This window comes from Bacteroides difficilis (assembly GCF_048319815.1).
Classification (GTDB): domain Bacteria; phylum Bacteroidota; class Bacteroidia; order Bacteroidales; family Bacteroidaceae; genus Bacteroides; species Bacteroides zhangwenhongii.
Window position 1 is genome coordinate 2702707 of sequence record NZ_CP182814.1, and the last position, 20677, is coordinate 2723383.

Annotated in this window: 13 protein-coding genes and 4 pseudogenes; 7 read left to right on the forward strand and 10 right to left on the reverse strand. The window is 40.7% G+C overall.

Going from position 1 to position 20677, the window contains the following annotated elements; genetic code table 11:
• Positions 1-31 precede the first annotated feature (31 nt).
• On the forward strand, positions 32-1576 hold the full coding sequence (locus tag ACNOGP_RS09960) for a M20/M25/M40 family metallo-hydrolase (RefSeq protein WP_418214696.1): 1545 nt from the start codon (positions 32-34) through the stop codon (positions 1574-1576).
• Here ACNOGP_RS09960 and ACNOGP_RS09965 read toward each other — a convergent pair.
• Genes ACNOGP_RS09965 through bla form a run of 3 tightly spaced genes read right to left on the reverse strand, consistent with a single transcriptional unit; the run spans position 1573 to position 4441 of the window.
• Positions 1573-2097, reverse strand: coding sequence for a hypothetical protein (locus ACNOGP_RS09965; RefSeq protein ID WP_272720091.1), 525 nt, complete (start codon positions 2095-2097; stop codon positions 1573-1575). The two genes, ACNOGP_RS09960 and ACNOGP_RS09965, sit on opposite strands and share 4 nt — an antisense overlap.
• A 33-nt stretch (positions 2098-2130) precedes the next feature.
• Positions 2131-3504 (reverse strand): GNAT family N-acetyltransferase, encoded by a 1374-nt coding sequence (locus tag ACNOGP_RS09970; RefSeq protein WP_418214697.1) that lies wholly within the window; start codon positions 3502-3504, stop codon positions 2131-2133.
• A 49-nt stretch (positions 3505-3553) separates the two neighbouring features.
• Positions 3554-4441 carry a class A beta-lactamase, subclass A2 gene (gene bla / locus ACNOGP_RS09975; RefSeq protein ID WP_186968021.1) on the reverse strand — a complete coding sequence of 296 codons (888 nt, stop codon included), beginning with the start codon at positions 4439-4441 and terminating at the stop codon, positions 3554-3556.
• Positions 4442-4591: 150 nt separating this feature from the next.
• On the opposite strand from bla, the gene ACNOGP_RS09980 reads away from it, so the two are divergent.
• The 5 genes and pseudogenes from ACNOGP_RS09980 to ACNOGP_RS10000 all read left to right on the forward strand — a co-directional run.
• Positions 4592-5821 (forward strand): YecA family protein, encoded by a 1230-nt coding sequence (locus ACNOGP_RS09980; protein WP_418214698.1) that lies wholly within the window; start codon positions 4592-4594, stop codon positions 5819-5821.
• Positions 5822-5907: 86 nt separating this feature from the next.
• Entirely contained in the window at positions 5908-7653 is a 1746-nt protein-coding gene (locus ACNOGP_RS09985) for an SWIM zinc finger family protein (protein WP_418214699.1), read from the forward strand.
• 88 nt (positions 7654-7741) lie between these two features.
• Positions 7742-8128: pseudogene (locus ACNOGP_RS09990) on the forward strand (DNA-binding protein); the annotation flags it as partial.
• Between the two features lie 38 nt (positions 8129-8166).
• Positions 8167-8535, forward strand: coding sequence for a hypothetical protein (locus ACNOGP_RS09995; protein ID WP_418213558.1), 369 nt, complete (start codon positions 8167-8169; stop codon positions 8533-8535).
• A gap of 32 nt (positions 8536-8567) precedes the next feature.
• Positions 8568-9476 (forward strand): annotated as a pseudogene (locus ACNOGP_RS10000) (IS3 family transposase); the annotation flags it as partial.
• Between the two features lie 591 nt (positions 9477-10067).
• Here ACNOGP_RS10000 and ACNOGP_RS10005 read toward each other — a convergent pair.
• Together ACNOGP_RS10005 and ACNOGP_RS10010 are read right to left on the reverse strand one after the other, a co-directional pair.
• Positions 10068-10976 (reverse strand): annotated as a pseudogene (locus ACNOGP_RS10005) (IS3 family transposase); the annotation flags it as partial.
• A gap of 32 nt (positions 10977-11008) precedes the next feature.
• Entirely contained in the window at positions 11009-11377 is a 369-nt protein-coding gene (locus ACNOGP_RS10010; RefSeq protein ID WP_418213558.1) for a hypothetical protein, read from the reverse strand.
• Positions 11378-11588: 211 nt separating this feature from the next.
• Here ACNOGP_RS10010 and ACNOGP_RS10015 point away from each other — a divergent pair, with 211 nt between their 5' ends.
• Positions 11589-13679 (forward strand): BT4734/BF3469 family protein, encoded by a 2091-nt coding sequence (locus ACNOGP_RS10015; RefSeq protein WP_418214700.1) that lies wholly within the window; start codon positions 11589-11591, stop codon positions 13677-13679.
• Positions 13680-13779: 100 nt separating this feature from the next.
• Here ACNOGP_RS10015 and ACNOGP_RS10020 read toward each other — a convergent pair.
• The 5 genes and pseudogenes from ACNOGP_RS10020 to pglZ form a co-directional block, all read right to left on the reverse strand.
• A pseudogene (locus tag ACNOGP_RS10020) lies at positions 13780-14214 on the reverse strand (DUF6078 family protein).
• Positions 14215-14339: 125 nt separating this feature from the next.
• Complete coding sequence (locus ACNOGP_RS10025; protein ID WP_418214701.1) at positions 14340-15137, reverse strand: hypothetical protein; 798 nt, start codon at positions 15135-15137, stop codon at positions 14340-14342.
• Entirely contained in the window at positions 15130-16059 is a 930-nt protein-coding gene (locus tag ACNOGP_RS10030) for a hypothetical protein (protein WP_418214702.1), read from the reverse strand. The genes ACNOGP_RS10025 and ACNOGP_RS10030 overlap by 8 nt, the downstream gene beginning before the upstream one ends.
• A 28-nt stretch (positions 16060-16087) precedes the next feature.
• Complete coding sequence (brxL, locus tag ACNOGP_RS10035; protein WP_418214703.1) at positions 16088-18124, reverse strand: BREX system Lon protease-like protein BrxL; 2037 nt, start codon at positions 18122-18124, stop codon at positions 16088-16090.
• Between the two features lie 5 nt (positions 18125-18129).
• Positions 18130-20676, reverse strand: a complete 2547-nt coding sequence (gene pglZ / locus ACNOGP_RS10040; RefSeq protein WP_418214704.1) for a BREX-1 system phosphatase PglZ type A — start codon at positions 20674-20676, stop codon at positions 18130-18132.
• Position 20677: the final 1 nt, after the last annotated feature.

Sequence of the window (20677 nt, forward strand, 5' to 3'; positions counted from 1 at the left end):
CCATTTATGTTTTATAATAAAGCATTGATATATGAAAATGAAAAAGATTTTAGCAGTTTTGTTAATCCTGTTGCTTATACTTGTTCTGGTTTTGGTAGTACGGACCGTAACCTATAAATTTGGTAAAGTGCCCAAGAATGCGGATGATAAAGAGCTGGTGAACACAGCTCCTTCGGAGCAATCCGTACGTCGTTTTGTCGGAGGAATACGAATCCCGACAATCAGTAATGAAGTGTATGAAGAGACTGATTTCAAGCCTTTTGATGAATTTATGAAGTACCTGTCCGATTCTTATCCGGAGGTATATAGGGTGATGGATGCAGATACCATTAATACATACGGGCTGGTGTTTCATTGGAAAGGCAAGAACAGTGATCTGAAACCTATATTATTCTTGTCCCATTACGATGTGGTTCCGGTTGTCGGATATGATCCGTCTACGGCGACTGTTGCAGATACGGTTTTCCGGTTTCACGACAAACCGTTAGCTCCCATCGGTACTTATTCGGAGAAGTGGGATTATCCTCCCTTCTCGGGAGCTGTTGCAGGCGGACGCATATACGGTCGTGGAACACTTGATATGAAATGTATGCTCTTCTCTCTGATGGAGGGAGCGGATAACCTGATAGCCGAAGGCTTCCAACCGGAAAGAGATATCTGGTTTGCTTTCGGGCAAGACGAGGAAGTGAGCGGACGTCAGGGAGCTTTCAAAATAGCTGATTATTTTAAGCAGAAAGGGCTGCGTTTCAGTGCGGTTTATGACGAAGGAGGCATCATTGCAGCTCCCGGTTCAGCAATAGAATCCATACAAGAACCGTTGGCATTGGTGGGAGTGGGAGAAAAAGGCTTTCTGACCTTGCGCCTTACGATAAAAGGGATGGGAGGGCATTCTTCGATGCCACCTTCAAAGAGTTCTCTGGTGTATGCTGCAGAAATCATAGAGAAGCTGAATGACAACCAGTTCCCGGCAGAAATCATTTCTCCCATAGCTGCATTCTTCGATAATGTAGGAGGGGAAATGGGATTCTTTTCGCGGATGGCGATAGCCAATCAATGGCTGCTCGAACCGTTACTGCTGAAGACTATGGAAAAATCTCCCGCCTCCAATGCGCTGGTACGCACTACAACCGCCATCACGATGGCTAAAGGCAGCGATGCGGCCAATGTATTGGCTTCGGAGGCTGAGGTTACTGTAAACTTCCGCATTTTGCCCGGTGAATCGGTTGCCGGGGTTATAGAGCATGTAAAGAAGTTGTGTGAAGGTTACGATGTTGCCATCCATGTGGTATCGGAACGTGAGCCTTCAAACATTTCTCCTGAAAACGTTAGAGGCTTCGAGATTATCAAGGAAGAGATGGCAAAAATATATCCCGCAGCTATCGTTACCTCTTATATTACGATCGGGGGTACCGATTCCTACAAATATCAGACGGTGAGCGATGACATCTACCGTTTCTTGCCTATTTGTCTGAACCAGTACGAGCAGCGTACGATACATAACGAAAATGAGTATATATCTCTGGAGAATTTCGGGAAGATGCAATGGTATTTTAAGGAATTGATGAAGAATTATTAGTTCTTCTTTGCCTTGATTGCCTTCAACGTGTTTTTGCGCACAGAGCGGATAGCGGGAACCAGAAATTCGGGTTCCATGATTTCCAGCATTGTGCGCAATTCCTGTTGAAGCTCCGGGATGGAACGGGTCAGTTGGTAAGCAAGTTTGATGCAAAGTGACTGCACTCCGGGTGGTTCCTGCCGGGATACCATACGCTCTATGCAGAAATCCAGCAAGTCCACACGTGGAGGGTCGGCTAGCGGTTGCTGACATAGCAGGTTCAGGAGCATTCTTCGTTTTCCTGAATGCGGGCAGGTAAGCGCTGCATCAATCAATTCATTTTGTTTCCCGCTCAGCCATTCTACTTCCGGTTTCGAGAAATGGGTACAAACCCATAGTGCCTGGTAAGAGACGATGCTGTCCTCATCATATATCAGCCGGTAGATTTCTTCTCTGAGGCGTTCATCGTCTTGTATGTAATGAAGTATCTCTCTGATATTCTCGATGTGTACACGCTCAGATAGTCTTGCACGCAGGTTCATATGGCTCTCGTTTTTTGGGGGAATGAGTTGTTTTTACTTGTTGCCGTTCTCTGCCTCCGGCAGTTGCAGATGGAGAATCGGATAAGGCTTGCCCATACCGTCTGTTTCATCTCGGCCTATGATCCGGAATCCCATGCGGAGATAAAATCCGAGCGCTTTGTCGTTCTGCTCGTTTACATCTACTTTGTTCATCTGTTTTCTCCGGATGGCGTATTCCAGCAATCGTCTGCCATATCCTTTTCCCTGTTCGCCGGGGCTTACGAACAGCATTTCGATGAGTTCGTCGCTCAGTCCCATAAAGGCGACAATCTTCCCATTGGTATTGCGGATGATATACAGTTCTACAGTCGATAAGTAGTGGTTGCGTACCAATGGTTTGTAGAATTGGATATGCTCTTCCGTGAGGAAGTGATGCGTATGGCGCACGGAATCTTCCCATACTTGCAGAATCTCGTCGTAGTCTTCCGAAGCAGGTCGGCATATATTAGGCAGATAATAACACAGGTGATCGTATATATTTCCGTTGTAAGTAAGTTCCGCCTGATGCAGTACACCTTCACAGATAAAGCCGTTGCGCTCCAATACTTGCTGAGACCGCTTGTTGTGCGGATAACAGTTGGCGGTGATGAGGCTGAGCTGAAGTTCGTTGAAACCATAGTTAAGCACAGCTTGTACCGCTTCCGTCATATATCCTTTTCCCCAGTGAGCCTCGTCGAGCCAGTATCCCAGCATACGTACTTGCGGGTTCTCCCGCTTCGGGTCGGGAACGATGCCGATGGAGCCGATGAGCTGTCGGGTGTCTTTCAGTGTTATAGCCCAGATATCCTCCTGACCGATAAACACGTTCTGGAGGATTTCACGCGATTCTTCTATCGATTTATGGGGAGCCCATCCGGCATTATTGCCCAGATTCGGATTCTGGCAACAAGCGAAGAATGTTTCTGCATCATTTTCCCGGAAAGGCCGGATGAGTAAGCGTTCCGTTTCAAACGAACAATCATCCTGTGGTTCGTCTGCCTGCGGGGGGCATACGCATTCTATCCGGTTACCGTCAAGATCAAGAACTACACTTTCGAAATAACCATCTCCCGAAGTACGTGGCTCGCCTGCTATGGTGTATCCCTCGGAGCGCATTTGTTCCGTGAAGCGAAGCACTTCTTCCCGACTGGGGAAGGTGAAGGCAAGATGCGTCAGTCCGAGACGATTCTCTTCTATCGGAGTATTTTGTATGTCTGTCCGGCTCATCAGTTCCAGAGAAGGGCCTTCTCCGAAAGAGATGAAATAGGACTCGAATCCTTTCTTCGGATTGATGTATTTTTCATTACTCGTTCCACCCAGAAAGCGGACATAGAAATCTTTTAATTCTTCCAGACGAAAAGTCCAGATAGCGATATGATGTAGTTTCATGCTGATTTTGATTTTAATTTTTGTCTTTATCTTTATCGTTGTTGCCATATTACTTTGTTGTCCGGATTACATATTTATAGACAATGCGGGAAATATCGGCGATAATCTTACTGTTTTCCAGACTACTTTCCGCAGAGTCTTTCACGAAAACGGCTATACTGTATGCGTGTCCGTTGGGCAGGAGAACGAAGCCAATGTCATTGCAGCCTATCTGCTGCCCTTTCGCATTGAAATCTCCCGTTCCTGTTTTATGTCCTACGGTTATCCCTTTGTCCAGTAACGGAGCAACCAGACGGTCCTGCCCGGTCTGGCATTCTACCATTGTCTGATAGATGAAGTCTTTGTAGGCTTCATCGAACAATGTTTTGCGGCGGAATATTTCCAGTAATTTGGCAGCAGCCAGTGGTGTGCTCCAGTTGCTATAGCAGAGGTCTAAGTCTTCGTGCATATCATTCTCCGTATGAGTGATCTCGCAATCACGAATCCCCAGTGATTGTATATACCGGTTGACAGAATCCGGTCCGCCTTGATAATTGAAAAGAATATCACAAGCATTATTGTCGCTCTGTTGCAGGGTGTATTTCAATAAATCAGCAATACTCATTTCGAATCCTCCCTGTGGGAACTGATCTCGCAACGGACTGTATGTATTCGGTTTTAAATCTGATTTCTTAATTGACAACAGAGTCCCTAACGGCAATTTCTTTTTATCCATATAATCGGCCAAGGCCACTGCCTGATGGAACTTGAAAACACTCATCAGCGGATAGTGGATGTCGTTATTCACAGTGACCGTATCTTTTCCATCGATAATAACGGCAATCCCTATTTCCGCCTTTTTCCCTTTAATAGCTTGTTCTAACAGTGTCTTGAGCTGGCTCTGTCGGGCAAAAAGGAGAGTCGGTATCAGACAGAGAAGAATAATGAATGAGCGCATAATCTATTTTTTGTTAAACAGGTTTCTTATTTCTTGTTGAAAGCACAAAGATATGAATACTAAATTTAGAGACAAATTCTTATTCAAAAATAGTGATGTCGGACAAGAAATACTTATTTTTGTGAATTAAACAATTAATGAGTCGATGTTATGTTAAAATGCCAGTCGGAATTGTTTCAGCCGTCATTAAATTTGGTGGATGGCTTGAAGATGAGTACAAAAGAAGAACTAAAGCGGATGGCGAAAATCCTGCTTTTATCTGTTCCTACCAAGTTGCGCAAAGATGAGTATGTAACTTATTTTGCAGAAGCGGTTTTAGCCTGTCCTGATATGTGGCTTCCTCGGTTGACACATTATGAATTGACATTACTTGATAAGTTAGTGAAAGCGGGATCTGGTAGTTACGTAGAATGTACAAATTCTTTTTTGGTGACTACTTTGGAAATTCTTTCTTTCATAGCAACGGACTGTAATCACATGGATGAGAGTAAAGTCCGTTATATGATCTGCGATGAATTGCGTGAGGCAGTAGCTCCTTATCTGAATAAACTGTTGACTTCCAAAAAGCAATCTATCCGTTTTATGGTAGAACAGTATGCCTGTGGGATCGTAAATTTATATGGCTTTCTCTCTTATTCGGACTTATTGTATATATTGGTAGGCTATTTGCAGCATTCGGCGACAAGAGAAGAAATAGCTGACAGTTTGGCTAATTCGGCATTGATACAGCGACTAACCTTTGAAGTGGAAGATGGTTATAATACAAACCTTTACATAGAGTCTCCTTTTTTGGATGATTTTGAATATCTGGAGGAACAATTGTATCTACGTCGTGATATACCGGACAGGAAGAAGTTTTCTAAAGAGGAAGCCTTTTCAGCGGGAATGATGCCATTGAGTATCATTCCTAATCCGTGTTTGGATGAATTGAAGGGATATATGATGAAGAAGTTGCGGTATACGGAAGAAAAGGCGGATAGCAGTTTATTGTATATGTGGTATACTGCCCAAACTGTAGATAATCCAATGTCTATTATCAATTCAATGATTAACCGTCAGCTTTCTTCCATGCAAGAACTTCAAGAGACCATTGAAATATTTATGGATTATTTGAATCACTCTCCCCGTTGGTTCTTGAAAGGTTATTCTTCAGAGGAGGTATTCGTTTTATTTGAAAAAGAAAAATTGAAAAATAATCCTCCCCGTATTGTCGCAGGTCCGAATATGAAGGCTGCCGGTATGGATATTACTCCGGAAATGCAGGCGATGGTGGACAATATGTTTCGTGCTGTACCTACCGGCCACACAGTCGGAAGAAATGATCCTTGTCCCTGTGGAAGTGGGAAGAAGTATAAAAAGTGTTGTGGAAGAAATAATTAAGCGGAAGATAATTGTGAAAAGAATGTGACATAAATACAGAAGAGGGTACGAATAAGAAGGTTATACAAAAGAGTAAAATATTCATTATGATTGCATTGGATAATTTTGAGAGCTGTGTGCCATATAGAATATTACTGCGCGGAGAAGAGTATTATGAAATAGGGGCTGTTTCTGAATTGGAAGAAGATTCGCCTGGTGAATGGACTGCGACAGTAGAGGGTACGGAGAATTATAGCGTAGAGATATCTATGGACGGAAAAGAAATAAAGTCTTGGTACTGTGATTGTCCGTATGATGGGGAGATTTGTAAACATGTCGTAGCAACCTTACTGGCAATTCGTGATAATGAGAAAAAGGTGAATCGCAGTGCCTTTTCCAAGATGAAAGTAGAGGTAAAGGAAGCCGTTGTTATAAATGAAACTGTGGACATGCAACAATTGCTGTCATTCGTTAACCCACAAAAACTTTCACAATTTATATATGAATATGCCTCTATGCATCCGGAGTTTAAAACAGCCCTTTTGAATCGTTTTATGGCTAAAGAGTTGTCTGCAACATCAAAAGAAAAGGATTACAGAGCAGAGATTCAGAAAGTGTTTAATGACTCTTATTATAACAAAAAGTCTCGTTATCATAATCGTTATGATGATTTTGACTGTGATTGGGAAACTGTTTTCAATCGGATGGACACTTTTTTGGAGAAAGCAGACTTCTTTTTGAATGTGGGAAACATAGATACTACTATTGATATAGCTCTTCAAACTCTTCGTTCAATCGGTGAGAATTATGAGGATGAACTTTTGTATAATGATGATCTCTATCCTTCTGATTATTGTGAGCAGGCAGGAGATTTGCTGATAAAAGTAATCGAGCACCCTAAGACCACCCAAAAGCAAAAGACAGCGATTCTTCAGGAACTAGGTCAGCTGGCTAAACTATCTACTTATCGTGATTATGACCTTTATGATATAGACGAATTGCTGATGCAAATAAATCTTTCCATTCAACCGGCAGAAAAAGCGTTGGAATTGATTGACAAACTCTTGGAAGAAAGAAAAGATACTTACGACTTATATCAAATCGTTCTTCGGAAAGTCAATCTGTTAACCGAACTGCATGAAGAGCAAAAAGCGGCTGATACGATTCGTCAATACCTTTATTTAACTGAAATTCGAGAAATGGAGGTGGATAAATTGATTGCCCGTTGTCAATATGATGAAGCTATCCGTTTGCTGAATGAAGGAATAGAGATTGCGGAAAAAGAAGAACATATCGGAACCGTAGAGGAATGGTTGAAAACTAAGTTGAGGATTTACGAGATGACTCATCAAACTGCTGAAGTCATTAATACATATCGTTTATTGTTTGTGTCGGGTAGAGATCAGTTAGAATATTATAGTAAACTTAAAACTCTTGTTCCGAAAGAAGCATGGAAGAGCTTTCTGGATACAATGATGAAAGAAACTCAATTTAGTGAATATTTTTCTTTTGGTAGAAATGATGAGGCTGAAATTTATATGAAAGAAAGAGATTATGAGCGTTTGTTCAAACTGTTGTCATCAATCAGGTATAATCAGTTGGAAGCATTGATGAAATATTCTTATCATCTGAAAGATACTCATTCGGAGCAATTGATTGCTATATATACCTCTTTGTTGAATGATTACGCGGAACAGAATGTGGGACGGACTCATTATGAATTGATAGCACAGGCGTTGTTGTGTGCAAAGAAACTTAATAGGGGACAGGAAGCAGTGAAAAGGTTAGTTGCAGAGTTCCGGATAAAATATAAACGTCGTCCGGCAATGATGGAAGTATTAAGGAGATTCTAAAAATACTTTATTATAAGTTTTTCTGTATCTCTGTTGTTTGGAGATAGCAAAGTTCGTACCTTTGTAAGGTTATCAAATAAGCTTGATTATGAAAAAGTCTATAAAACGTTTACCCAAACGTACGCAGGAAGAATTGACAGTCTTGCTGGATTTAGTGTGTAAGAGCATCAGGAATTGTCAGATGGTTATCCTGTTCGGAAGTTATGCAAGGGGAAACTATGTTTTATGGGATAGTAATATAGAATTCGGTGTCCATACTTCCTATCAGAGTGATTATGATATTCTTGTGGTCATAACCGGACCGGCTAAGCAAGTGGAAGAGAAATTACACCGTATTACGAATAAATATCATGACTTGTTTGCAGACCGTCGTCATGCTTTCCCGCAATTTATAGTGGAGCATATTAATACAGTAAACCGTAATTTGGAAATCAGCCAGTATTTCTTTACGGATATAGTAAAGGAGGGTATCATGTCTTGTTTTAAAAAAGGTTGACTCCTAAAATCCCAATTATGGAAAAGGATCAAACATTAGGTCTGTCATCTGCCTTGGAGCGGGTGAAAATGCATCATCACATCTATGAGATGTATTATGTCAACAAAAAATCAAAAGCGGATATTTTTCAGGAAACAGGTCTTTCCCGTTCTTCTTTCTATCGAGTTCTTCGTACCTTTGAGTCCTGTAATCCCCAAATCGCTGAAGAGATGAAGAAACAAGGCAAGGATGTCACTCCGGCAGATTATGACAAGCTCAAGCAGGAAGTGGCATTATTAAAGAAGCGACTGGCAACAGAGAAGCTGCGTGCCGACTTCTATGAAGAGATGGTCAACTTCGGTAAGGAAGTATATGGCATTGACTTAAAAAAAGCTGGCACCAAGTAGTCAGCAGGCTTCACACACGCGATGTCAGGGTTTATCCTGTGACGTCGCTGTGTGGACTGCTTGGTAAGAGCAAACAAGCCTATTACAAACATGTGGACACCCTGATGTCCAGACTGGCCGAAGAGGCTTTCTGCGTGGAGTATATCAGGGAAATCCGCGGTAAAGATCCCGGTATAGGTGGGGGCAAGCTATGGGAGATGTACAACAAGAAGTTTGGTAAAGATCACGGTGTGGGCTACAATCATTTCTACGACATCGTTGAGAAGTACAACCTCAAGGTACGCAAGAAGAATCGCCGCGCCCGCACCACGAACTCCGATCATGCCTATCCTACCTATCCCGACCTGACACGACGGCTCATCCCAGAGTCCTCCAACCAGTTATGGGTAAGCGATATTACCTATATACCATTCTGGACTGTACCGGAAAAGGGTCTATATGATTTCTGCTATCTGTCACTGGTTACAGATTGTTACAGCAAGGAGATTGTCGGTTACAGCGTTGGCGCAACATTGGAAACTCTATACCCGATGGAGGCTCTGGAGATGGCCCTGAGACGTATAAAGGATGTCAAAGTCCTGAAAGACTCTCTCATCCATCATTCTGACCGTGGCGTGCAATACGCCAGCTACGAATACACCGGTCGCTTGAAGAGCCTCGGCATCAAGATCAGCATGACTGAAACTGGGGATCCGAAGGACAACGCTGTGGCCGAGAGGGTAAACAATACCATCAAAAACGAACTGCTCAAGGATATGGAATTTTTCAGCATCCACGGGGTGAAAGCTGCCGTCGAAGCCGCCATAGACTTCTACAACAACGAACGGCCTCACATGAGTCTGGACGGAATGACGCCGACAGAGGCGGGCAAGCAGGTTGGAGAAATAAAAAAAAGATGGATCAGTTACCGCGAGAAAGCCATCAAAGAGGTTGCAACTTAGGGAAATATCACTAACTTTGCATTGACCCACAAAGAATGTCCTACACAACCGCAGGGAGAGAGGAATCATACCCTAAGATAATCTCCTCGCTATTGTTTGATATTTTTTAAAGTCAACCTTAATAGCAAATAGCGAAAAAGAGCGTCAACTTGTAATAAAAATAAGTATTAACTGAGTCAACCGACTTTGAAAATAAGCCTTAAAGTGGTCAACTAAAAACATTAAACCACATTGAAACTTTAGTTTCATACGCTTGAAACTCTAGTTCCAATTACTTGAAACTATTGGTTTCTTGCCGATGAAACTAGAGTTTCTCTTAGCTGGAACTTTAGTTTCAAGCAGAGAAAAATAACTTGAACTGTGGTTTAATGTTTTTAGTTGACCACTTTAAGGCTTATTTTCAAAGTCGGTTGACTCAGTTAATACTTATTTTTATTACAAGTTGACGCTCTTTTTTCGCTATTTGCTATTAAGGTTGACTTTAAAAAATATCAAACAATAGCGAGGAGATTATCTTAGGGTATGATTCCTCTCTCCCTGCGGTTGTGTAGGACATTCTTTGTGGGTCAATGCAAAGTTAGTGATATTTCCCTAAGTTGCAACCTCTTTGATGGCTTTCTCGCGGTAACTGATCCATCTTTTTTTTATTTCTCCAACCTGCTTGCCCGCCTCTGTCGGCGTCATTCCGTCCAGACTCATGTGAGGCCGTTCGTTGTTGTAGAAGTCTATGGCGGCTTCGACGGCAGCTTTCACCCCGTGGATGCTGAAAAATTCCATATCCTTGAGCAGTTCGTTTTTGATGGTATTGTTTACCCTCTCGGCCACAGCGTTGTCCTTCGGATCCCCAGTTTCAGTCATGCTGATCTTGATGCCGAGGCTCTTCAAGCGACCGGTGTATTCGTAGCTGGCGTATTGCACGCCACGGTCAGAATGATGGATGAGAGAGTCTTTCAGGACTTTGACATCCTTTATACGTCTCAGGGCCATCTCCAGAGCCTCCATCGGGTATAGAGTTTCCAATGTTGCGCCAACGCTGTAACCGACAATCTCCTTGCTGTAACAATCTGTAACCAGTGACAGATAGCAGAAATCATATAGACCCTTTTCCGGTACAGTCCAGAATGGTATATAGGTAATATCGCTTACCCATAACTGGTTGGAGGACTCTGGGATGAGCCGTCGTGTCAGGTCGGGATAGGTAGGATAGGCATGATCGGAGTTCGTGGTGCGGGCGCGGCGATTCTTCTTGCGTACCTTGAGGTTGTACTTCTCAACGATGTCGTAGAAATGATTGTAGCCCACACCGTGATCTTTACCAAACTTCTTGTTGTACATCTCCCATAGCTTGCCCCCACCTATACCGGGATCTTTACCGCGGATTTCCCTGATATACTCCACGCAGAAAGCCTCTTCGGCCAGTCTGGACATCAGGGTGTCCACATGTTTGTAATAGGCTTGTTTGCTCTTACCAAGCAGTCCACACAGCGACGTCACAGGATAAACCCTGACATCGCGTGTGTGAAGCCTGCTGACTACTTGGTGCCAGCTTTTTTTAAGTCAATGCCATATACTTCCTTACCGAAGTTGACCATCTCTTCATAGAAGTCGGCACGCAGCTTCTCTGTTGCCAGTCGCTTCTTTAATAATGCCACTTCCTGCTTGAGCTTGTCATAATCTGCCGGAGTGACATCCTTGCCTTGTTTCTTCATCTCTTCAGCGATTTGGGGATTACAGGACTCAAAGGTACGAAGAACTCGATAGAAAGAAGAACGGGAAAGACCTGTTTCCTGAAAAATATCCGCTTTTGATTTTTTGTTGACATAATACATCTCATAGATGTGATGATGCATTTTCACCCGCTCCAAGGCAGATGACAGACCTAATGTTTGATCCTTTTCCATAATTGGGATTTTAGGAGTCAACCTTTTTTAAAACAAGACAAACCGTAATTGAGTGATAACGATCCCGTTTCTTTCGGCTAAATAGGCACTTGATATATCAATAATTTTCTATATTAAAATCTTGTTTTTCTTGTCGGTCCCGAATAATATGAGTAATTTAGCAGTCTCAACGATCACAAAGGCGCTGACAAAACAATTTATTATCAAATTAATGAAAATTACTCAATTTCGTAAGAACGAAGATACGATAGCGCTTAGCGTAATGGATCTTGATATACTGGTAAATAAGATAAAGACAGAAATAAAATCCCGTCCTGTTTCTACATTCAGAGAACATTTGCGATATACCCTTCCCGATGAACGGTGTATGTTTGCCAATAAACTTCCTCAGATAATTCCTGCTGCCGAATTCCGAAAAGTAAACGGTCAGAAACAGATGAAAAACTACAACGGTATTGTAGAACTGACCATCGGTCCCTTGTCCAATAAGTCGGAAATCGCTTTAGTGAAACAAAAAGCCTGTGAGCAACCACAAACCCGTTGTGTTTTTATGGGTTCAAGTGGCAAAACGGTGAAAATATGGACTACCTTTACCCGACCGGACAACTCGCTTCCCAATACACGGGAAGAAGCGGAATTATTCCACGCCCATGCTTATCGATTGGCTGTGAAATGTTATCAGCCCCAGATCCCATTCGATATACTTCCCAAAGAACCGACTTTGGAACAATATTCACGCTTATCCCACGATCCGGACATCATATATCGTCCGGATTCGGTCCAGTTTTATCTCTCTCAGCCATCATCAATGCCCGAAGAAACCACTTTCCGTGAAGCGGTTCAGGCGGAGAAATCTCCATTGACTCGTGCTGTACCGGGATATGATGCGGAAAATGCATTTCTGATGCTTTTCGAAGCCGCTTTTCGGAAAGCTTATGCCGATCTTAGGGAAGCGGGGCTCGAATTGTGTGAAGACACATGGCATCCTTTAGTTGTCCAACTGGCTAAAAACTGTTTTACCTCGGGACTTCCGCAAGAAGAAGTTGTGAAGCGTACCATTTTCCACTTCTGTATGTATAAACAGGAAGAGCTTATCCGGCAAATGATTGGAAATATATATACAGAGTGCAAAGGCTTTGGTAAGAATATCAGCCTAAGTAAAGAGCAGCAACTCGCCTTGCAAACAGAAGAATTCATGAAACGCCGCTATGAATTCCGCCATAACACTCAAATTGGTGAGGTAGAATATCGTGAAAGGCTTTCTTTCCGTTTCCGCTTCAATCCTCTCGACAAACGTGCGCTGAATAGCATTGCTCTGGATGCGCAAATGGAAGGCATCCCGTTGTGGGACAGGGATATTAGTCGTTATATTTACTCCAACCGTGTGCCTGTATTCAACCCGTTGGAAGATTTTCTCTATCGGCTTCCTGCTTGGGACGGTAAAGACCGTATCCGCGCATTGGCAGCCACCGTCCCTTGTAAGAATCCGTATTGGATGGATTTGTTCCACCGTTGGTTCCTCAATATGGTTTCTCATTGGAAAGGAAGTAATAAAAAGTATGCAAACAGTGTTTCACCCTTACTTGTCGGACCGCAAGGGACACGTAAATCCACCTTTTGCCGGAGCATAATGCCCCCTACCGAGCGTTCCTACTATACCGACAGTATTGATTTCTCCCGAAAGAAAGATGCCGAACTTTACCTCAATCGTTTTGCGCTTATCAATATCGATGAATTTGACCAGGTGAGTTCGACACAACAAGGCTTTCTGAAACATATTCTGCAAAAGCCTGTACTGAATGTGAAGAAACCTCATGGCAGTGCCGTGCTTGAAATGCGTCGTTATGCCTCATTCATAGCTACGAGTAACCAAAAAGACCTGTTGACCGACCCTTCCGGCAGCCGTCGTTTTATTTGCATCGAAGTGACCGGAGTGATTGACACCAACCGTCCGATAGACTATGAGCAGCTTTACGCACAAGCTATGTATGAACTGGAACATGGCGAACGTTACTGGTTCGATCAGGAGGAAGAAAAGATCATGGTAGAAAACAACCGTGAATTTGAACAAGTCCCGCCGGAAGAGCAACTTTTCTTCCGTTATTTTCGTGCCGCGCAGCCTGAAGAAGGGGAGTGGCTATCTCCAGCAGAGATTATGGAAGATATTCAAAAAGGTAGTTCAATCCCGATGTCTGTCAAGAGGGTTAATTCCTTCGGAAGAATACTGAAAAAACAAGAAATCCCTTCCAAACATACGCGTAGCGGTACGCTTTATCATGTTGTAAGACTAATAACCAGGTGACGGCAAAAATGCCATCACCCTGCTGTCACCTCTTGCTGTCACGGACTTATCGGTTCATTACTAAACTATTAACCCCTAATCTGTGACAGATGACAGCAACTTACCAAATATATTCTTCTGTGTAGCGTTGGTAAGTTGGTTCTTCTTTTATCCCTTTATTACGGAATAGTTGTCTGATATAGGCTTGGTCTTTAGGCATAAGCCCCGTTCTCCACGATAGAACCGATAATATCCTGTTTTCCCGTAGTGTCCCACTAATTGTATTCTGATACTGACTGCATCCTCATAAGGAATTCTGTTAAGCAACTGTTTAAGTCCCCATGCCACATGGACTTTTACAGCAGTTTTAAAACATTCGTATTGATTCCCATCTGCAGGATAACGTGCCGGATTAACAATGGAGATATAAAGATTATCAAATTGTATCAAGTTGTGTAGCTATGTGGCGCAGGCATTTGGGGGCTTGTGGACATTGATCGTTGAAGCAACGGGCAAAATTGTAAGGGACAGACAGGCTGTCGGGTTCTTCTTTCATCTTGTTGGGCTTATTTTATTTGCGAAATACTGTTGTAAATATAGCAAACAGTATTCTTCACAAAAGTAGGACTTTTTTGGGGGAATGGGAAGCGTTGGGAAATATTTTATTGATGTTTGAAATGATTATTTATACTTTTTGCCAGCTAATAAACCTATTGAAACAAAATGAGTGATAAGTGTTATTATTTTTTCTCTTTCTGCAAAAGCTTTGGTTTGGAGTAATTCCTTGAAAATAGTACTTTCAGGGTCATTAAAATCTTCATAACGATAAGTCGGAGCTACACGATGATTAAATGAAAGGTTATTCAGGCTATTACGAATAGTAGTGGTTACTTTTTGAGTCTGTTGGAAGAGGTCTTCACTTAATATCAATCCTAGCGCAATCATCATTTGATGTTCTACGTTACATATTTCTTTGCTCATAGTTACTCCAAATTGTTCCATTTGTTCACGAAACATAGCTTGAAATCTAACGAACGCAATAATATAATTTTGAAATACTAACATCGCTGAAGCGACATCGTCATCAAAGAATATTTTGTTTTCAGTTGCATATTGATCAATCGCCAGGAAGGTTTCCCTCATTTCATCACTATTCTCCAATATTTGCGGTGAATGAAGGTATTTGGGCCTTTTTATTTCACATTCCTGCATTATTTGAAGAGCCATACTACAATTGGCCGGTGTATATTCTACCTGATTGTTTAGTGATTCCAGACGTTTGAATATTTCTTTATATATAGGTATTTTCTTTTCTAAAAGTAATCCTTCTATACGTGTTAACTCATCTTTGCGTGTGAAATATTTGGATGTTATATAGCCAAGTACAAGCCCGGTTACTACCGTTACGATAATACCTAAGATTCCTTGTCCGATATAGTCGGGTAAAGAGTTTATAAACTGTGATATTTTATCAAGCATGATGATATTGAGAATTAAATATTGTATGAAATTTGTTTATGTATTTATGTTGTATATCCTTCGGCAGATTGTCAAACTCATCACGAGAAAATTTATTTGAATAATGTATATACATGAACATAATACACAAATATTGAGGATAATGGAGAAGTTGGGAGTTTCCATAAAGACTATAAAACAAATGGTAGTATGCCCATGTTGCCTGACGTCCTATCCAATTGGTTTGGCTGATATATTTTTCTAACCAAACAATCAATTTTCGACGAATTTTGTTGTAGGATCTTTTTAAATACTGATCTTCATAATTCAAGTGGATATGCCTCAACTGAAAAGCTATTTTTTTATCTATAATTGCATAAAAACGGGCGAAGTCTCTTTGTAAAGCTATACCAACAACCTGATAAGCCAGATTTATATGTTGCTGTATTGTTTTGTCATCAAATTTGTTATTTATAATATGTTCTGTATCGACAAATGCATCTAATAGTTCTTTTATTTCTGTAAGGTACTCCATATATTGAGAAACACATTCTTCCATAGGGTAGTCAAAGTACACTTTTTCTTCTCCAGCGATAGCACCTATTTCACGATAATATTCATCAAAACATTGCTGATTTTGAAAGAAACTGCTATATTCTAAGTTTGTAAACTTATATGGCTGTCCATCAAGTAGTTGTCCTAATTTGATTTGATCTTGATAGGAAGGGGCAATAAGATTATATATCTTGTATGTCATCTTCGCTATTCGTTCGTAAGCTGCTAAACGAAGTTTAAGAATTTCACTTTTAATCTTGATTTCATATTCTTTTCGTTTTTGATAGTGCGAAGCAAAGGCTCCGAGTATTAGACCTACAGCCAGAACTTCAATAACTTTAAATATTAGTTCCCATATAAATTCTGGTATGGATAAAAACTCGTTCATATATCATGTGTATTCTTTTTGCTTTGTATTATTTATGCATATAGATAACTGTGAATTCTTTGCAACGACGATTTTCTTGACGAATGTTGCTTAATGAAAAGCGGGAGAACTTTTCGAATATGTCCAGCCCACGTCCTAAATTAATAGTCCAACCATTATCCAATTCTATTTTCCGGTCATGTTCTGCATCAAACATGAAATTGAAAGTAATTCCATAAGATAATAGTTCCTCTTGTAGGTCATTAAATATATCAATCATTTCAGGAATCTTTTCTTCTTCATTTTGAGTGTGTAGTTCGATTTCCAGCTCTTCGGGTGTCATACATGTTTCACGAGCCATTTGTATGAATTCTATTAGGTTATCAATCTGATGACCTAATCGGATGAATGGATCGGTTATTGTTATTTTCTTAGCTGTACGTATATAATCTCCGAAAAGGGATTTGTATGACACACCGCGTTGATTGAGACGGATTTCTATTTGTTTAGAAGCAAGCTGAACAATGCGTGGACGTGGCGTAAGGCGGGGAGATGATATCGATGGCTCGGAAACATCTTCTTTTGTAGGTTCTTCTGTCTGAATTTCTTCTTCCATTACAGGATTTTCAATCCGTTCGAGTGTCTCGACTTGTTTGGTTTCACCGGTTTTGAGGATTAGATATTCAAACTTGGCAGGTTCTGCTCTAAATGTCTCGTCAATGATATAGAGTTGATCTTTTACACGTTTACGGCATTCTGCTGCAAATTCAATGATTTCGAGTGCTTCTTCATCCGTATATTTTCCGTCCGGATAAAGTAATTTAATCATACCGGAGAATGTTTTACGAATAGCCAGATGGTCGCGTTCAGAAAGTGTTCCACTGAATCTTACATAATTCTTTAGCTCGCTTGAAAAGTCTTTATTACGTAAGGCATGAAGTACTGCGGCAATATAATCGGTGATTAATCCATACCCATTACTGAAACTATCTTTTTTGAGCATCTTAATCTCCCATCCCGGATTGTAAAGATGAATCCGGTCAAGAAAAGCCCCTTTTATGAATGCTGTAGGAATAGACTCGAAGAGGTGTGAATTCTTTAGCATGTATGAAACGGTATGTTTCGTGTTGCCGACAAAACTCATTGATGCCGAAGCTTCATGAGAACCCTTGCCACGGTTGAATGATTTATTAGCCAGGTAGTTTTGCATCGTATCTATAAGAACAGGATCTACTGATTTTCCTTTTTGCTGTTCGTATTCATCCCAGGCAACTACATCCCAATATCCAACAAGTCCAAGTATTTCCCTATTTCCACTAATCTTCACGAACAACCGGGCGGAAGTAACATCTCCGCCACTGACAAGTACGCCATAAGGGGATAATTCTTGAAAAACGTGTGATTTACCTGTCCCTTTGGGGCCTAATTCCATAAAGTTGAAGTTATTTTCAACGTGTGGAAGTAATCGGGAAAGAACTATAAATTTTTCCCGACGGTTCAAATTCTCCGGTTTTAGTCCGACAGTATGAATAAGAAAATCAATCCACTCATCAGTAGTGAATTTTTCTCTTTGTATAATGTATTCATTAATGTTTATATTGGATATTTGGATGGGTTTCAAGCTCTGAATATCCCATCGCATCTTAATGTCTTCTCCGCTGATATATCCGATAGTAACGATACACCACACACCATTGCCTGAAAGAAGTTTGGGGTTCTTCTTTACAAATTCTGCAGGAATAGGGATATTGGAAAGTCCGAGATTGGCAAAAGTCGCGTCATATTCGTCTGACCTGTCATTGAGAATGACTGATATCTTATCGATAATACGATATTTTCCGGCTTCTCGTATTTTGCCTTTTACTTCTTCGGCATCAGCTCGATGAACATAGTTATTACGAATGACATCCTTTACCTTTTCGAGCCCTTCTTCAATAATAGCCGTATCATCACTTGCACAGTATTGTCCCAACAGATATTCGAGCACATAAGTTGGTACAGGCAGGTTACCTTTGACAAGAAATGCCAGATCTTTTCTTACTACTTTCCCGATGAAGGCGTCTAATATTTTTTGTTGCAGTTCCATAGGTGTTAGAAATCTTGTTCTATTAATGTATTGTTCGTAACGGTTTCTTTAATAAGAGGGTTAAGCATGTCTTCTACATCAAAGATACGGAGTTGCATGATGCTCGTACTTGTCGATTGGTTTAGTGTTAACTCCACATCGAAGATACGATTGTTGTAATTATCTATATCGCTGCTATTCAGACAAAGCCTTTTTTCAGTAGTGACGAGTGTGTCATTGGCATAAACGGCGCATACGATATTACGTTCCAAGGTATCCATATCAACTGGTTCCGATTGCATAATTTTAAATTTCAACCGACTCGATACAATAGAGAGATTACGGGTTATCAAAGCAACATTCACTTTTTGCTTCACATTGTTTTTCTTGTTTTTACTATGTATTACAGGAATGATAAGTTCTTGCAAGGATGCTCCTCCATGAGCGAAGTTGTATCCTCCACCTTGAGCGGCAAATCTGTTTGTCCCTTCAGGTACGGCCACAAATACATTATCATTCATGCCGGAAACTTCGGATAAGGGGAACTTGATAACTCCTTGTATGGGAGTATCAGATTTGGTAATGTAATATCGCGACTTCTTTTCCATCGTTTCTTCGGAAACCGTTATTTTATCTTTTTCTTCAAAAGCCATGTCGTTATATAAGAAACCATGATCTGAAGTAAGCGTTACATTAGTCACATTGTAACTGGCATGAAGGCTTCGGATTAACTTTGCCAACTGTTCTATCGTTCGGCGACAGGCAGAAACTACTTCCATTGGATTATTTGAATGGCCTATTTCATCAATCGTATTATGGAAAATATAGACAAGAGGCTTTTTGAATAGTTCCCGATTTACATCTTTGGTTCCATTTACTACAGTAACATAATCTGTACAAACTGCACCTTCACGATAAAGAGCTACGTGTGCAGAGCGTTTCTCCAGCGTATTTAGAATCTTATCATCTATAGCTAAATCCATTTCTGTATCATTCTTATATAGCCAGATGGAACGATGAGGGAGTAGGGCAGGCTTACAAAACTTAGTTTCGGTAGGTAACATGGCAAGCGCGGCATCCAGTGTCGCAATATGTTTTTCTCTGCCGAGATATTGCATCAATTCTGCGGCTACTTCGTAACGTAATGCATCACTGATGATAATCACTTGTTTGGTTTGATTGTTTTTTTCTTGTTCGTAAAAGTCCTGTTGTTTTGTCAGGCTGATTGTGTTAAAACTGCTGCCTTTCTCTTGTAGGCAGGTAAGCCATTCCAGGTTAAGGATATTACACAATTGGGCATAATCAATATCAAGTTGTTTTTTGACTTTTTCAATGGCACTGATTATAGGAGTATTGTCAGATAGCTGATGATAGTTCTCTAATGATTTACGGTAGAACATATCGAGCAAGTGGGCTTCCGATATGTATTTACGTACATACTCGTCGGGAGTATTTAGTTTTAACGAACCTAATGAAGTGGCTTTGCTGTAATAATTGGCTACTTCTATTCCGTAGTTGATAGCTTTTTGAATGGCTGTATTGTTTTCTTGTTTTAAGAACAGATCACGTAATTTGTCACATGCGGCTTCCGGGGTCTCCGTAAGTTGCTTTGCAAATATTTTCTTTAAGATTTCCCAACACAGTTCGGTGGGGATATAGAAATAATTGGCATCAATACCATAGGTTTTGATGATTTCTTCAACTTTTATTCCGGTAGCTAATGTATGAAAGGTTGTAAAAAACAAATCACTTCTTACTTTAGACTGATGGATGGCTTTCTCAAGTAATTTATTTATTCGGTCTAAAGCTAGTGAACTGTTTATTTTATACCGTTTATAATTGTCGTTTGCATCGACAGCTAAGGTCTGTGTGATAGCATTGTATTTAAAAGATTCTGCTATTTCTTTTATCTTTTCTTCGTTGTTTGGATTATAAGATATCCCAAAATAGGATTCAAGTATATTTTGTAAAGTTGTGTAGATGTCTACGTTTCTCTCTATCGAACGGTAGAAAGTTATCTTTTTCTTTTCTTCGCCCGGTGATGACAGGAGGAACATCCTGATAATGATAGAATCCCAGTCTAATAACTGATTCTCACCTAAATATCCGGATATTAATCCTCTGCATGCAAGGCTTTTATCAAAATTTTCAGTATTATAGTAAGGACTTAAAATGCGATTAAACTTTTCCAATTGCAGTTCATCAATGTGCTTACGGATAAAGTCGTGACAGCTTTGAGGAATGTGATGTTGCTGTATAAAGGCTGCATAGTCATCGCTTTTGTATTCCATATTAGCACATAATACATCAAGTAGTGGGAACTTTAGCATGGAAATTGTTGATGTAAATGGGCTTGCCTGTTTGAAAATTAGAATGACTTTATCTTCTTTCCATTCATTTTCTAAAGCATATTTTGTTTTGAACCAAGCGCCATCGAATTCGATGAAACGAAATCCGTCACGCCAGGATACGGCATGAAGTTCCGAAGCAATGGCATCCATCGGGTCGAATATAAAAAGTACTTTAAGCTTTTCGTTTCGTTCAAAGTAATTGTATATCTTGTTTTGTATCATA

Coding starts and splice junctions, on each gene's coding strand:
- ACNOGP_RS10015 (WP_418214700.1), top strand. CDS start 11,589: ATGAAAATTACTCAATTTCGTAAGAACGAAGATACGATAGCGCTTAGC.
- bla (WP_186968021.1), bottom strand. CDS start 4,441: ATGCGCTCATTCATTATTCTTCTCTGTCTGATACCGACTCTCCTTTTT.
- ACNOGP_RS10010 (WP_418213558.1), bottom strand. CDS start 11,377: ATGGAAAAGGATCAAACATTAGGTCTGTCATCTGCCTTGGAGCGGGTG.
- ACNOGP_RS09985 (WP_418214699.1), top strand. CDS start 5,908: ATGATTGCATTGGATAATTTTGAGAGCTGTGTGCCATATAGAATATTA.
- brxL (WP_418214703.1), bottom strand. CDS start 18,124: ATGGAACTGCAACAAAAAATATTAGACGCCTTCATCGGGAAAGTAGTA.
- ACNOGP_RS09965 (WP_272720091.1), bottom strand. CDS start 2,097: ATGAACCTGCGTGCAAGACTATCTGAGCGTGTACACATCGAGAATATC.
- ACNOGP_RS09960 (WP_418214696.1), top strand. CDS start 32: ATGAAAATGAAAAAGATTTTAGCAGTTTTGTTAATCCTGTTGCTTATA.
- pglZ (WP_418214704.1), bottom strand. CDS start 20,676: ATGATACAAAACAAGATATACAATTACTTTGAACGAAACGAAAAGCTT.
- ACNOGP_RS09980 (WP_418214698.1), top strand. CDS start 4,592: ATGTTAAAATGCCAGTCGGAATTGTTTCAGCCGTCATTAAATTTGGTG.
- ACNOGP_RS09970 (WP_418214697.1), bottom strand. CDS start 3,504: ATGAAACTACATCATATCGCTATCTGGACTTTTCGTCTGGAAGAATTA.
- ACNOGP_RS10030 (WP_418214702.1), bottom strand. CDS start 16,059: ATGAACGAGTTTTTATCCATACCAGAATTTATATGGGAACTAATATTT.
- ACNOGP_RS09995 (WP_418213558.1), top strand. CDS start 8,167: ATGGAAAAGGATCAAACATTAGGTCTGTCATCTGCCTTGGAGCGGGTG.
- ACNOGP_RS10025 (WP_418214701.1), bottom strand. CDS start 15,137: ATGCTTGATAAAATATCACAGTTTATAAACTCTTTACCCGACTATATC.